The organism is Frigidibacter sp. ROC022 (assembly GCF_024723735.1).
In the GTDB taxonomy this organism is placed as follows: Bacteria; Pseudomonadota; Alphaproteobacteria; order Rhodobacterales; family Rhodobacteraceae; genus SLM-1.
This window is the reverse complement of the sequence record NZ_JANQDU010000005.1, coordinates 37901-51780: the sequence shown is the minus strand read 5'-3', so window position 1 is coordinate 51780 and position 13880 is coordinate 37901. Positions and strand designations below refer to the sequence as shown.

Below are 13880 nucleotides of genomic sequence, written 5' to 3'. Positions count from 1 at the left end.
GCCGCCGCCGGTGGCAGATTATCGGGACAATGTTCTATATTGCGCCCAAGAGCAACCCGGCATCAGGCCCCGCAACATGCAACATTTTCCGATCTTCCTGGATCTCTCGGACCGTCGCGTGGTGCTGGCGGGCGGCGGTGACGCGGCGCTGGCCAAGTTGCGGCTGCTGCTGCGCACCGGGGCGCGGATCACCGTCCATGCCGAGTCGCCCGCCCCGGAGATCGCCGCCTGGGCCGATGCCGGCCGGCTGATCCTGCACCGGCGCCGGTTCGCGGCGGGCGACGCAGGCGCGGCGACACTGGTCTATGGCGCCACCGAGGATCCCGCAGAGGATGCCCGCGTTGCCGCCATCGCCCGGGCCGAGGGGGCGCTGGTCAATATCGTGGACGACCTCGCCGGGTCCGACTTCCTGACCCCCGCCATCGTGGACCGCAGCCCTGTCACCATCGCCATCGGCACCGAGGGCGCCGCCCCGGTGCTGGCCCGCATGATCAAGGCCGATCTCGAAGACCGCCTGCCCGCCGCACTCGGACCGCTGGCCCGGATCGGCAAGGGTTTCCGCAAGCTGGCGGCGGCCCTGCCGCATGGCCGGGCCCGCCGCGCCTTCTGGGCCGAATACTACGACACTGCCGGCCCCCGCGCCCTTGCCCGCGGCGGCGAGGATGCGGTGCGGCACAGCCTGGGCGACCTGCTGGACAGCCACCTGGGCCGGGCCCCAAGTGCCGGCCATGTCGATTTCGTCGGCGCCGGGCCGGGCGATCCGGAGCTTCTGACCCTCAAGGCCCGCAAGGCGCTCGACCGCGCCGACGTGGTGATCCACGACCGGCTGGTTCCGGCCCCGGTGCTGGAACTGGCCCGGCGCGAGGCGCGGATCATCGCCGCCGGAAAGCAGGGCTTCGGCCCCTCGGTACGGCAGGACGACATCAATGCGCTGATCGTCGAACACGGGCGGCAGGGTCTGCATGTGGTGCGGCTGAAATCCGGCGATCCGACGGTGTTCGGGCGGCTGGACGAGGAACTCGACGCGGTGATCGGGGCCGGGCTCTCGCATGCCGTCATTCCCGGGATCACCGCCGCCTCGGCCGCGGTGGCGGCGCTGGACCAGAGCCAGACCCGGCGCGGCCGCAATGCCGAGATGCGGCTGATCACCGGCCATGACATGCAGGGCTATGCCGAGCACGACTGGCGGGCGCTGGCCCGGCCCGGCGCGGTGGCGGCAATCTACATGGCCCGGAAGGCGGCCCGTTTCGTGCAGGGCCGGCTCCTGATGCATGGTGCCGATCCCGCGACCCCGGTCAGCATCGTCGAGAATGCCTCGCGCCCCGATCAACGGATCCTGGCCTGCGATCTGGCCGGGCTGGATGCGACGATCTCGGGCACCGGGTCCGGCCAACCGGCCATCGTCCTTGTCGGCCTCGCCCCGCGCGAGGCCGCCCGCAGCACCGCGCGCCTTTCCCCGCAACTGGAAGCCCTGTCATGAGCCGCAAATTCACCCCCAAGGTCGTCACCGCCAACGCCCTGCTGGAAGGCGACGTGGTCTATCTGACCGCCGACAACCGCTGGAGCCGGGTCCATTCCGAAGCCGAGCTGATCGAAGACGAGGCGATTGCCGAGCTGCGCCTGCTCGACGCCTCCGCCCGCGATTCCGAGGTCGTCGGCCCCTATCTGGCCGAGGCACGCCCCGGCCCGAACGGCCCCGAGCCGGTGCATTTCCGCGAGGCGTTCCGGGCCCGTGGCCCCTCGAACTATCCGCACGGCAAGCAGGAAACCCAGAATGTATGACTATACCGATTTCGACGCCGCCTTCGTGCGTGAGCGCGTGGCCCAGTTCTCGGCCCAGGTGGCGCGGCGGATCGACGGCAGCCTCACCGAAGAGGAATTCCGCCCGCTGCGGCTGATGAACGGGCTCTACCTGCAACTGCACGCCTACATGCTGCGGATCGCCGTGCCCTATGGCACCCTGAACCCGCGCCAGATGCGCCAACTCGCGATGATCGCCGAGACCTGGGACCGCGGCTACGGCCATTTCACCACCCGGCAGAACATCCAGTTCAACTGGCCGAAACTGCCGGATGTGCCGAAAATCCTCTCGGCACTGGCCGATGTCGGGATGCATTCGATCCAGACCTCGGGCAACACGATCCGCAACGTTACCGCCGACCATTTTGCCGGCGCCGCGGCGGACGAGATCGAAGATCCCCGGCCGGTGGCGGAACTGCTGCGGCAATGGTCCACCGACCATCCCGAGTTCCAGTTCCTGCCGCGCAAGTTCAAGATCGCCGTCACCGGCAGCCCGAACGACCGCGCCGTGACCCGGGCGCATGACATCGGCCTCCGGATGATCCGCAACGACCGCGGCGAGCCGGGTTTCGAGGTCATCGTCGGCGGCGGCCTGGGCCGGACCCCGATGATCGGCCCGGTGATCCGCGACTTCCTGCCCAAGGCCGACCTGCTGCCCTATTGCGAGGCCATCGTCGCCACCTACAACATGCTCGGCCGCCGCGACAACAAGTTCAAGGCGCGGATCAAGATCACCGTCTTCGAGAACGGTCTCGACAAGTTCCGGGCCCTGGTCGAGGAACGGTTCCAGGCGCTCCGGCCCCAGTTCGGCGGCGCCGATCAGGCCCTGCTGGCCGAGATCGAACGCGCCTTCGCCCCGCCCGACTATGTGCAGAAACCGCTCGCGCCCTATCACGCGGCCCTGACCGATCCGGTGTTCCGGGCCTGGGCCGACACCAATCTGAGCCCGCACAAGAACCCCGATTACGCCGTGGTCTCGATCTCGCTCAAGGCGCATGGCGAGACCCCCGGCAATGCCAGCGCCGCGCAGATGCGGCTCATGGCCGATCTGGCCGAGACCTATGGCCATTCCGAACTGCGGGTCAGCCACGAGCAGAACATCATCCTGCCGCATGTCCACCGCGCCGACCTGCCGGCCCTGCACGCGGCGCTGAAGCCGGCCGGGCTGGCGACCGCCAACATCGGCCTGATCTCGGACATCATCGCCTGCCCGGGGATGGACTACTGCACCCTGGCCACGGCCCGCGCGATTCCGGTCGCGCAGGAGATCGCGCAGCGCTTCGACGCGCTGAAGCTGGAGCACGAGATCGGCCCGATGAAGATCAAGATTTCCGGCTGCATCAACGCCTGCGGCCACCACCATGTCGGCCATATCGGGATTCTCGGGCTCGACCGGGCCGGGGTCGAGAACTACCAGATCACCCTCGGCGGCGACGGCACCGAAGACGCCGTGCTGGGCGACAAGACCGGGCCCGGCTTTGCCTATGACGAGGTGACCGACGCGGTGGAACGGATCGTCCGCGCCTATCTCGAAATGCGCCACGACCCCTCCGAGACCTTCCTTGCCACCTATCGCCGCCTGGGCCCCGCGCCCTTCAAGTCGGCGCTCTATCAAGAGGCCGATGCCAATGCCGCATGATTCCGCGCCGGACCGGTCACCGCTGGACCGGGTCCTCGACCTGCCCCCCCTGGCCCCGGTGGCGCGCCGCGTCGCCAGCCTGAACGCCCGCTATCGCCACCACGGCGCCACCGCGGTGATGGAACGCGCCCTGCACGACCCCGAGGTCGGGCGGATCGCGCTGGTCTCCTCCTTCGGGGCGGAATCGGTGGTGCTCCTGCACATGCTCTCGGTGATGCGGCCCGAAACCCCGGTGCTGTTCCTGGAGACCGAGCTGCTGTTTCCCGAAACCCTCGCCTATCAGCGCGACCTGACCGAGCGGCTGGGCCTTCGCGACGTGCGGCTGATCCATCCCGATCCCGAGGCGCTCCGGGCCCGCGACCCGGACAACAGCCTGCACCGGCGCGACATGGACGCCTGCTGCCTCCTGCGCAAGGCCGAGCCGCTGGAACGCGCGCTCAGCGGCTTCGACACCTGGATCACCGGGCGAAAGCGCTTTCAGGGCGGCACCCGCGCGGCGCTGGAGTTCTTCGAGAACGAGGCCGAGGCCCGCATCAAGGTCAACCCGCTGGCCCGCTGGACCAAGGCCGACGTGCAGGACTACATCCAAAACAACCGCCTGCCCCGGCATCCGCTGGTGGCCCGGGGCTATCCCTCGATCGGCTGCGCGCCCTGCACCTCGCCGGTGGCCGAGGGCGAGGACGAACGCGCCGGACGCTGGCGCGGCACCGGCAAGAAGGAGTGCGGCATCCATTTCGTCAACGGCCGGATGGTGCGCGGCCCGGTGCCCGCCGATGCGATGCCGGCCCCGCGCCCGGTGCTGGTCCGCAACGACGAGCACGCACCGCAGGAGGACACCGCCGACGCCACCCCGGCACCGCAGCCCGACGCGCCGGTGATCGTCACCGATCAGGGGTTTGCCGCTGACGACTGGTCGCATCCGGTAACGCCGCTGGCCGAGTTCTCGGGCCCCACCGGCCCGGTGACGGCCATCGAGATCGGCCCCGAGGACGACCCGCAGCTGCTGGCCCGACATCTGCCCGAGATCGACATGATCCGGGTCCGCTTCCCCAGCTTCTCGGACGGGCGCGGCTTCACCCATGCCCGGCAGCTGCGGCTGATGGGCTTTCAGGGCCGGCTGCGCGCCGCCGGGCCGGTGATCGCCGATCAATATGCCATGGCCCGCCGCTCGGGTTTCGACGAGGTCGAAATCCCCGCCGAGCTGGCTCGCCGCCAGCCCTGGCCGCAGTGGCAGCGGCGCGCAAACTGGCGCGCGCATGACTATCAGTCGCGCCTGCGCGCCTGAGACATCTTTCCCAATCCCTTGCTTTTCACTATGAGGCGCCCCAGCGACCCGAAACCATGCCCCGGAACCAGATGAGTGCCGTCTCGCCCATGACCGACGCAAAACCGATCCAGACCCTGCCCGATGCCCAGACCGTCACCGAGGTCACGCATTGGACCGACCGGCTGTTCTCGTTCCGGGTCACCCGGCCGCGCAGCCTGCGCTTCCGCTCGGGCGAGTTCGTGATGATCGGCCTGCTGGGCGACAACGGCAAGCCGCTGCTGCGGGCCTATTCGATCGCCTCGCCGAGCTGGGACGAGGAACTGGAGTTCTACTCGATCAAGGTGCCCGACGGGCCGCTGACCTCGAAGCTTCAGCATATCCGGCCCGGCGACCAGATCATCCTGCGGCCCAAGCCGGTCGGCACCCTGGTGCTCGACGCGCTGCTGCCCGGCAAGCGGCTCTGGATGCTGGCCACCGGCACCGGCATCGCGCCCTTCGCCTCTCTGGTCCGCGACCCCGAGACCTATGAACGCTACGAGCAGGTGATCGTGATGCATACCTGCCGGGAAACGGCAGAGCTGGAATACGGCCGGAAGCTGATCGAGAGCCTGCCCGACGACCCGCTGATCGGGGAATTCGTCAAGGGCAAGCTGCTCTACTACCCGACCACCACCCGCGAGACCTCCGGGCACATGGGCCGGATCACCGACAACCTGTCCTCGGGCAAGGTCTTTGCCGATCTCGGCCTGCCGGCGATGTCGGCCGAGACCGACAGGGCCATGGTCTGCGGCTCGATGGCGCTCAACATCGACCTGAAGGCGGTGCTGGAAGGTTTCGGCCTGCGCGAGGGCGCCAATTCCGAACCTCGGGAATATGTGGTCGAGAAGTCCTTCGTCGGCGACGGAATCTAGCCTGTCCCCGGGGCAGCCGGGCGCGGCACCTTCGGCCCCACGCGCAACCGCGAACGAAAACGGGCGACCGCATGGGTCGCCCGTCCGATGTTCCGGATGAACCGGGTCAGAGCCCCAGTTTCTCCCGCGCCGCCGTCAGAACGTCGGGCAGCAGCGACGGCAGGTTCTCGGTCCGCTCCAGCGCCTTCTTCAGCATCTCCTTGTCGCTGTCCGACAGCGAGGAGGCATCGATCAGCTTCTGAGCGTCTTCCAGGTTGAAGCCTTCCTTGGTGAAGACCACCGCAGGGTCCGGCAGCGCCTCGGCGGCAGCCGCCTCGGCGGCCTTGGCGGCAGCTTCGGCTTCTTCTGCAGCCTTGGCATCGGCAGCGGCATTCTCGGCCGCGGCGGCTTCCTCTGCCGCTTTCGCAGCGGCAGCGGCCTCTTCGGCAGCCTTCGCGGCGGCTTCTTCCGCGGCCTTCGCAGCGGCTTCCTCGGCGGCCTTGGCAGCAGCCTCTTCCGCAGCCTTGGCGGCCGCTTCTTCCGCAGCCTTGGCCTCGGCCGCGGCCTGCTCGGCGGCGGCAGCCTCTTCGGCGGCCTTCTCGGCAGCGGCGGCTTCCTCGGCAGCCTTCGCCTCGGCCGCAGCCTTCTCGGCCGCGGCAGCATCTTCCGCGGCTTTCTTGGCGGCGGCGGCTTCCTCGGCCGCCTTGGCTTCCTCGGCGGCCTTTTCCTCATCCGCCTCGCCGGCGGCAGCTTCCTCGGCCGCCTTCTCTTCGGCAGCCGCTTTCTCGGCAGCAGCGGCTTCCTCGGCGGCTTTCGCCTCTTCGGCGGCCTTGGCTTCAGCGGCGGCCTTCTCGGCGGCGGCGGCTTCTTCCGCGGCCTTCTCGGCGGCCGCAGCCTCTTCGGCAGCCTTGGCCTCGGCGGCGGCGGCTTCCTCGGCGGCTTTCGCCTCTTCTGCGGCCTTGGCTTCCGCAGCGGCCTTCTCGGCAGCGGCGGCCTCTTCGGCGGCCTTGGCCTCGGCAGCTGCTTTCTCGGCCGCGGCGGCTTCCTCGGCGGCCTTGGCTTCCGCCGCGGCCTTCTCTTCCGCGGCGGCGGCGATCTCGGCGTCCTTCTGCGCCTTCATGTACCAGGCGCCCCCGACCACGACGGCGGCCGCGATCAGGGCTGCAATCAATCCGTTTCTATTCATTCTACTATCCCCCAGTCCTATGAGACGGCTCTGTGGCACGGCTTTCGATCCCCACCCCGGGGGCCGGCCCTGCCTTGCGCGGTCCTATGCCAGATTGCCCGGCGCTTGGAAAGTCCGCAGCCCGGCCCCGGCCACCGGGAATCCGCCCCGTGCCGCCATGCTTAGAATCCGGTTGAAAAGCTGGCCCGCTGCCGCTAATTTGCGCGATACTTTCAGCTAATCGCAAAAGGACAAGCGTCATAGCCCGCAGACCTCACAACGCCCCGCCGGTGCGCGATACCGGCCCCAAGGTCAACGACCGAATCCGTGCTCATGAAATCCGCCTGATCGGTGCCGACGGCGAGAATGTCGGTGTCGTCAGCCCGTCCCGCGCCATGATGATGGCCCAGGAGGTCGGGCTGGATCTGGTCGAGATCAGCCCGAACGCGGTGCCGCCGGTCTGCAAGATCATGGATTTCGGCAAATTCAAGTACGAGACCCAGAAGAAAGAGGCCGAGGCCAAGAAGAAGCAGAAGACCATCGAGATCAAGGAGATCAAGTTCCGCCCGGGAACCGATACCCATGACTACGAGGTCAAGATGCGCTCGGTGGTCAAGTTTCTCGAGGCCGGCGACAAGGTGAAGGTCACCCTGCGCTTCCGTGGCCGCGAGATGGCGCATATGGAACTGGGTCGCGAATTGCTGGAACGGGTCGCCCGCGACATCGCAGAGATCGGCAAGGTCGAATCGATGCCCAAGGTCGAAGGCCGTCAGATGGTGATGATGGTCGGTCCGGCCAAATAGGGCCTCGGAGACAATTTCAACGCGACATCGCGGCCCGGCTCTGTCCGGGCCGTTTGCTTGCCGGGCGCGGCACGGCGCCCCGGACAAACGAAAACAGCGCCCCGCGGGGCGCTGCATCCTGCTCGGTCCGTGGCCGCAGCCAGTTTTCGGTCAGGCGGCCTTGCGCCGACGCCGGACCGCCCCCAGGGCACCGAAGGCCCCCAGCAGCAGCAGACCGGCCGCCGGCAGCGGAACAGCTGCCGTGGTGTAGCGCACGGCGATATTGTCATAGCGCACGTTGCCGCTGCCATCGATCTGGGAGAACTCGACCTTGGTCAACCCGTTCCAATAGCCGCCGCTACCGATGTCGTCAAAATCGATCTTGCCATCCGCGAAGCCGGCAGAGAAGTAGGTCGCAATCGTCGTGCCATTCGCATAGTAGCCCTTAACGACAAAGGTGGGAACCGTGCATTGTCCGTTGCAGACCCGCTCGATCCACATCGACACCAGATCGAATTCCACCACCGGCGGCGCCGCCGTCAGTGTCCCCATCTGACCGTTGTTGACCAGGCCACAGGGCGCCTCGACGCTTTCACCCGCGTCCGACGGGCAGTTCGGACCGCTGTTGCTGCCGATCGGGTTCGACAAAGTGAAGACGTCGGAAACAACGTCCGTGTTGCTTGCTGAATTGACTTCGATCACCACGTCGTGGACCGTCGATGCCACCGCACCACCGGCCATCCCGGCCCCCAACAGTGCGACCGCAGCAAATGTCTTCAGAAAATTCATAGAATACCCCATGTCCAGGCTCGGCAGTCCGACACGCCGCCAAACCGTTCCGGACAACATAGGTCATGTCGCCATGCAGAACAAAGGAATTCCTTCTCACGTTGCGTCAGTCAGGGCCGAAACTTCCCGGGTCCGCCCGCCCGAGGCGCGCGGCATTGCGCGGGATCAATCCATGGTTGACATTGCAGGCCCGGCGGAAACAATCCACCGCCGGTTCCGAAACAGTGTCCCGCAGGACCGGCGGCATGAATTCGGTCTCCGGCGATTGTGTCGGGCGGCGCTGATGCTAGACTCGTCGCGACGACACAGCTAAGACGGGCTTAGTTAGCGCTAACAGGTATCGAGGTCACCATGGTCGCACGAGTCATTCCCGTCGAGGATTTTGATCTGGTGATTTTTGGCGGCACAGGTGATCTGGCGCGGCGGAAGATCTTCCCCAGCCTCTATCACCGTTTCGTCGCCGGACAAATGCCGCCCGAGGCGCGGGTCTTCGGTGCCGCGCGCGCCGATATCGGCGATGCCGACTTCCGCACCATGATCCGCGAGGCGCTCGACGAATTCGTCCCCGACGCCGACCGCGACCCCGAACAGGTCAAGGCCTTCCTCGGCCGCCTGCATTTCGTCACCATCGACGCCACCGGCGAAAACGGCTGGGCCGAGCTGGCACAGCGGATGCGGCCGGGGGTGATCCGGGCCTTCTATTTCTCGGTCGGTCCCTCGCTTTTCGGTGCCCTGGCCGAACGCCTGCACAAGCACAAGATCGCCACCCCCGATTCCCGGATCGTGGTCGAGAAACCCTTCGGCCGCGACCTCGCCTCGGCCAAGGCGCTGAACGCCACGCTGGCGGCGCATTTCGCGGAAAGTCAGGTCTACCGGATCGACCATTACCTCGGCAAGGAAACGGTGCAGAACCTGATGGCGCTGCGCTTCGGCAACATGCTGTTCGAGCCGCTGTGGAACTCGCATTACGTCGATCACATCCAGATCACCGTGGCCGAGACGGTCGGGGTCGGCGGCCGCGGCGCCTATTACGACAACGCGGGCGCCATGCGGGACATGGTGCAGAACCACATGATGCAGCTCCTCTGCCTGATCGCGATGGAGCCGCCGGCCCGCTTCGACCCCGACGCGGTGCGCGACGAGAAGCTGAAGGTGATCCGCGCGCTCGATCCGCTGGAGCCGCACGAGATCGTCCGCGGCCAGTATGCCGCCGGCGACGAACCCGGCTACCGCGAGGATGCGGGCGATCCGAAGAGCCGCACCGAAAGCTTCATCGCGCTGAAGATCCATATCTCGAACTGGCGTTGGGCCGGGACCCCGATCTATCTGCGCACCGGAAAGAAGCTGAAGAGCCGCGCCTCGGAAATCGCCGTGGTGTTCAAGGACGCGCCGCATTCGATCTTCGGCGACGATGCCGGCCAGCACCGCAACATCCTGACCATCCGGCTGCAGCCGAACGAGGGCATGACGCTCGGCGTCACGATCAAGGAACCGGGACCGGGCGGGATGCGGCTCATCGACGTGCCGCTGGACATGACCTTCGCCGATGCGCTCGGCCCCGAGCTGGAAGAGGCGCCGGATGCCTATGAGCGGTTGATCATGGACGTGATCCGCGGCAACCAGACCCTGTTCATGCGTGGTGACGAGGTCGAGGCCGCCTGGGCCTGGACCGACCCGATCATCGAGGGCTGGGAAGCCCGGCATGACGTGCCGAAACCCTACGACCCGGGCTCCAACGGTCCGGAGGATTCGATGATGCTTCTGCATCGCGACGGACGCCGCTGGCGGGAGATCAAGCCATGAAGATGATCGAATATCCGGACCGTGACTTCCTGTTCATGCGGGCCGCCGACATGATGGCCAGCGAATTGCGCGCCGCCCTGGGGCACGAGGAGCGGGTCAGCTTCGGGGTTCCCGGCGGCACCACCCCGGGGCCGATCTTCGACACGCTCGCGGGCGTCGCGCTGGACTGGGACCGGGTGGACATCCTGCCTTCGGACGAACGCTGGGTGCCGGAAAGCTCGGACCGTTCCAATGCACGGCTGATCCGCCGCCGCCTGCTGACCGGCCACGCCGCCGCGGCGCGTTTCCACCCGCTCTGGCGCGACACCCCGCAGCCCGAGGACGTGCTCGACGAGCTGACCGAAATGGTCACGCCGCATCTGCCCTTCAACCTGCTCTGGCTCGGGATGGGCGCCGACATGCATACCGCCTCGATCTTCCCCGACTCCGACCGCCTGGCCGAGGCGCTGGCCCCGGACGCGCCGTTGCTGATGCCGATGCGCCGCCCCGGCGAAGAGGAGATCCGGCTGACCATCACCCTGCCCTATCTGACCTCGGCGATGTCGCTGCATCTGCTGCTGCTCGGCGAGGACAAGAAGGAGGCGCTGATGCGCGCCCGCGACCTCGAACCGGCCCAGGCGCCGGTCGCCGGGGTGCTGGCGAACGCCACCATCCACTACGCCGACTAGGCCAATTCCCGAAAGAGGACATCCGATGTTCGCCGCGCTGAAATCGCTCCATTCGGCCAGTTCCGGCCGCCGCATCCTGTCGCTGTTCGACAGCCCGGACCGGGCGCGGGATTTCTCGGTCACGGCCTGCGGCATGCTGTTCGACTATTCCAAGACCAATATCGACGCCGAGATCCGTCGCGCCCTGCTCGACCTGACCGAACGGGCCGACCTGGCCGGGAAACGCGACGCCATGTTCTCCGGGGCGAAGATCAACGAGACCGAGGGCCGCGCCGTGCTGCATACCGCGCTGCGCACGCCCGACGATGCCCGGATACTGGTTGACGGCACCGATGTCATGCCCGGCGTCGTGGCGACCCGGAACCGGATGGCACGCTTCGCCACCGGCCTGCGGGAGGGCGAGATCACCACCCCCGGCGGCCGCCGCTTCACCGATGTGGTGAACATCGGCATCGGCGGCTCGGACCTCGGCCCGGCGATGGCCCATATCGCCCTGTCGCCCTATGCCGACGGGCCGCGCTGCCATTTCGTATCGAATGTCGACGGCGCCCATATCCACGACACGCTGGCGCTCTGCCCGCCCGAGACCACGCTGGTCATCATCGCCTCGAAGACCTTCACCACGATCGAGACCATGACCAATGCCGCCGCCGCGCGCGACTGGCTGGCCGCCAAGGTCGGGGCCGATTCGGCGGGCGGGCATCTCTGCGCCCTGTCCTCGAACCTGGACAGGACCGCCGACTGGGGAATCGCGCCCGAGCGGGTCTTCGGGTTCGAGGACTGGGTCGGCGGCCGCTACTCGGTCTGGGGCCCGATCGGCCTGTCGCTGATGCTGGCCATCGGCGCCGAGCGGTTCCGCGCCTTCTGCCGGGGCGCCGCCGAGATGGACGCGCATTTCCGCCAGGCCGAGGGCGCCGACAACATGCCGGTGATGTTGGCGCTGGTCGGGATCTGGCACAACCAGATCTGCGGCCATGCCACCCGCGCGGTATTGCCCTACGAACAACGCCTGGCCCGGCTGCCCGCCTATCTGCAACAGCTCGAGATGGAATCGAACGGCAAGAGCGTCGCCATGGACGGCGCCGACCTGCCCTGCGATTCCGGCCCGGTGGTCTGGGGCGAACCCGGCACCAATGGCCAGCACGCCTTCTACCAGCTGATCCACCAGGGCACCCGGGTGGTGCCCTGCGAATTCATGATCGGCGCCCGCGGCCACGAGCCCGAACTCGCAGCCCAGCACCGGCTGCTGATCGCCAATTGCCTGGCCCAGTCCGAAGCGCTGATGCGCGGCCGCTCGCTCGAGGAAGCCACCGCGCTGATGGCGGCCCGCGGCCTGACTGGCGCCGAGCTCGACCGCCAGGCCCGGCACCGGGTCTTCCCCGGCAACCGCCCCTCGACCACGCTGGTCTACGACCTGCTCGACCCGGCCACCCTGGGCCGGATCCTGGCGCTCTACGAGCATCGGGTCTTCGTCGAAGGCGTAATTCTCGGGATCAACTCCTTCGACCAATGGGGGGTGGAACTGGGCAAGGAACTCGCCACCGCGCTCGGGCCCATGGTCGACGGCAGCGAGGACCCCGCCGGCAAGGACGGCTCCACCCGGATGCTGCTCGCCCGTCTGCGCGGCTGACCCCGCATCCCCTTGGGGCCGGCCGCCCCATCTTCGGGTCCCAAATACTCCCGCCGGAGGCGCCTGCCCTCTCGACCCGCGCGGCGTCACGCCTCTGGACAGCCCGCATCCGCCTGCATAGGCTCGCCTCATGGAACCCGGACACGCATGGCATGACATGGGCGGTGAGGCCGCCGGAGCGGTGGACCTCTCGACGCATGATTATGCGCTGTGGGAAAAACGGGTGGACGCGCTGATGGTGCTCCTGTCCGGCAAGGGACATTTCACCGTTGACGGGCTGCGCCGGGCGATCGAGGATCTCGGCCCCGAGGCATTCGAGACCATGACCTATTACGAACGCTGGATCGCCTCGGTCAGCCGCAACATGGTCGAGGCCGGGGCCTGGAGCACCGCCGAACTGGCGGCGAAGATGGAAGAGGTCGCCCGCCGCGGCGGCACCTATGGCGGCGCCAACCGTGTCTGAGCCGCAGCTTCCGGTCCGGGCCCGGGTGCGGGTCCGCAGCTGGGCCGCACCGGGCCATATCCGTACGCCCTGGTATCTGCGCGGGCGCGAGGGCCGGATCGAACGGGCGCTCGGTGCCTTCCCGAACCCCGAACAGCTCGCCCTGCGCCAGCCCGCCGACCCGGTCCCACTCTACCGGGTCCGCTTCACCATGGCCGAGGTCTGGGGCAAGGCGGCCGAGACCCCGACCGATACGCTCGACGCCGAAATCTTCGCCCACTGGCTGGAGCCACTCGATGCCGCATGACCATGACCACAGCCATGACGGCGCGGTGCCGCACGACCATACCGGCATGTCGCCCTCGGGCCATCCCTACCGCCCGGACCAGGACACCGCGCTCAGCTACTGGCAGGTGATGGAAATCGCGGTCCGCGAACTGGCGGTGGAGCGCGGCCTGATCACCCCGGCCGAGATCGCCGCCCAGATCGAGACGATGGATGCCCGCAGCCCGGCCAACGGCGCCGCGGTCGTGGCCCGCGCCTGGACCGATCCCGCCTTCAAGGCCCGCCTGCTGGCCGATGCCTCCGAGGCCAGCCGTGAAATGGGATTCGACATCGGCCCGCTGCGGCTGATCGCGGTCGAGAATACCGACGAGGTGCACAACGTCATCGTCTGCACGCTCTGCTCCTGCTACCCGCGCAACCTTCTGGGCCTGCCGCCGGACTGGTACAAGTCGCGCGCCTATCGCTCGCGCACCGTCAAGGAGCCGCGCCGGGTGCTGGCCGAATTCGGCCTGACCCTGCCCGAAAGCACCACGGTCAGGGTCCATGATTCCACCGCCGACATGCGCTATATCGTGCTGCCCGCCCGTCCCGAGGGCACCGAGGGCATGACGGCCGAGGCGCTGGCGGAACTGGTCACCCGCGATTCGATGATCGGCACCGGCCTGCCGCGCAGCCCCGGCGCGTGACCGGCGCCGCGGCGCCGCGCGGCTTGTGAACCCG

At 68.0% G+C, this 13880-nt stretch carries 14 protein-coding genes and 1 pseudogene; 13 read left to right on the top strand and 2 right to left on the bottom strand.

Features of this window, described 5'->3' with window-relative positions:
- Window positions 1-76 precede the first annotated feature (76 nt).
- The 6 genes and pseudogenes from cysG (at window position 77) to NUW50_RS18570 (ending at window position 5617) form a co-directional block, all read left to right on the top strand.
- Window positions 77-1480, top strand: a complete 1404-nt coding sequence (gene cysG, locus NUW50_RS18595) for a siroheme synthase CysG (RefSeq protein WP_258290678.1) — start codon at window positions 77-79, stop codon at window positions 1478-1480.
- Window positions 1477-1782: a DUF2849 domain-containing protein gene (locus NUW50_RS18590; protein ID WP_258290677.1), complete on the top strand. Its 306-nt coding sequence runs from the start codon at window positions 1477-1479 to the stop codon at window positions 1780-1782. The genes cysG and NUW50_RS18590 overlap by 4 nt, the downstream gene beginning before the upstream one ends.
- Window positions 1775-3439, top strand: coding sequence for a nitrite/sulfite reductase (locus NUW50_RS18585; protein ID WP_258290676.1), 1665 nt, complete (start codon window positions 1775-1777; stop codon window positions 3437-3439). The genes NUW50_RS18590 and NUW50_RS18585 overlap by 8 nt, the downstream gene beginning before the upstream one ends.
- Window positions 3429-4205 (top strand): annotated as a pseudogene (locus NUW50_RS18580) (phosphoadenylyl-sulfate reductase); the annotation flags it as partial. The gene NUW50_RS18585 and the pseudogene NUW50_RS18580, both read left to right, overlap by 11 nt.
- Window positions 4188-4724 carry a DUF934 domain-containing protein gene (locus tag NUW50_RS18575; RefSeq protein ID WP_338001372.1) on the top strand — a complete coding sequence of 179 codons (537 nt, stop codon included), beginning with the start codon at window positions 4188-4190 and terminating at the stop codon, window positions 4722-4724. The pseudogene NUW50_RS18580 and the gene NUW50_RS18575, both read left to right, overlap by 18 nt.
- Window positions 4725-4813: 89 nt before the next feature.
- A complete protein-coding gene (locus tag NUW50_RS18570; RefSeq protein WP_258290675.1) occupies window positions 4814-5617 on the top strand; it encodes a ferredoxin--NADP reductase in 804 nt (267 codons plus the stop codon).
- 106 nt (window positions 5618-5723) lie between these two features.
- Here NUW50_RS18570 and NUW50_RS18565 read toward each other — a convergent pair whose 3' ends face one another.
- The gene (locus NUW50_RS18565) at window positions 5724-6782 is read right to left on the bottom strand and encodes a hypothetical protein (protein ID WP_258290674.1); all 1059 of its coding nucleotides are present in this window, start codon (window positions 6780-6782) and stop codon (window positions 5724-5726) included.
- A gap of 269 nt (window positions 6783-7051) precedes the next feature.
- Here NUW50_RS18565 and infC point away from each other — a divergent pair, with 269 nt between their 5' ends.
- A complete protein-coding gene (gene infC, locus NUW50_RS18560; protein ID WP_258290673.1) occupies window positions 7052-7564 on the top strand; it encodes a translation initiation factor IF-3 in 513 nt (170 codons plus the stop codon).
- Between the two features lie 150 nt (window positions 7565-7714).
- On the opposite strand, the gene NUW50_RS18555 is transcribed toward infC, so the two are convergent.
- Window positions 7715-8332 carry a VPLPA-CTERM sorting domain-containing protein gene (locus NUW50_RS18555; protein ID WP_258290672.1) on the bottom strand — a complete coding sequence of 206 codons (618 nt, stop codon included), beginning with the start codon at window positions 8330-8332 and terminating at the stop codon, window positions 7715-7717.
- 351 nt (window positions 8333-8683) lie between these two features.
- On the opposite strand from NUW50_RS18555, the gene zwf reads away from it, so the two are divergent.
- The 6 genes from zwf to nthA all read left to right on the top strand — a co-directional run bounded on the left by zwf (window position 8684) and on the right by nthA (window position 13846).
- Window positions 8684-10135, top strand: a complete 1452-nt coding sequence (gene zwf / locus NUW50_RS18550) for a glucose-6-phosphate dehydrogenase (RefSeq protein WP_258290671.1) — start codon at window positions 8684-8686, stop codon at window positions 10133-10135.
- On the top strand, window positions 10132-10803 hold the full coding sequence (pgl, locus tag NUW50_RS18545; RefSeq protein WP_258290670.1) for a 6-phosphogluconolactonase: 672 nt from the start codon (window positions 10132-10134) through the stop codon (window positions 10801-10803). Before zwf ends, pgl begins: the two co-directional genes overlap by 4 nt.
- 25 nt (window positions 10804-10828) lie before the next feature.
- Window positions 10829-12433, top strand: a complete 1605-nt coding sequence (pgi, locus tag NUW50_RS18540; RefSeq protein ID WP_258290669.1) for a glucose-6-phosphate isomerase — start codon at window positions 10829-10831, stop codon at window positions 12431-12433.
- Window positions 12434-12563: 130 nt separating this feature from the next.
- Window positions 12564-12896 carry a ScnB-like protein gene (locus tag NUW50_RS21470; RefSeq protein ID WP_338001369.1) on the top strand — a complete coding sequence of 111 codons (333 nt, stop codon included), beginning with the start codon at window positions 12564-12566 and terminating at the stop codon, window positions 12894-12896.
- Complete coding sequence (locus NUW50_RS21465; protein ID WP_338001368.1) at window positions 12874-13182, top strand: SH3-like domain-containing protein; 309 nt, start codon at window positions 12874-12876, stop codon at window positions 13180-13182. Before NUW50_RS21470 ends, NUW50_RS21465 begins: the two co-directional genes overlap by 23 nt.
- Window positions 13172-13846 carry a nitrile hydratase subunit alpha gene (gene nthA / locus NUW50_RS18530; protein ID WP_258290668.1) on the top strand — a complete coding sequence of 225 codons (675 nt, stop codon included), beginning with the start codon at window positions 13172-13174 and terminating at the stop codon, window positions 13844-13846. Before NUW50_RS21465 ends, nthA begins: the two co-directional genes overlap by 11 nt.
- Window positions 13847-13880 lie beyond the last annotated feature (34 nt).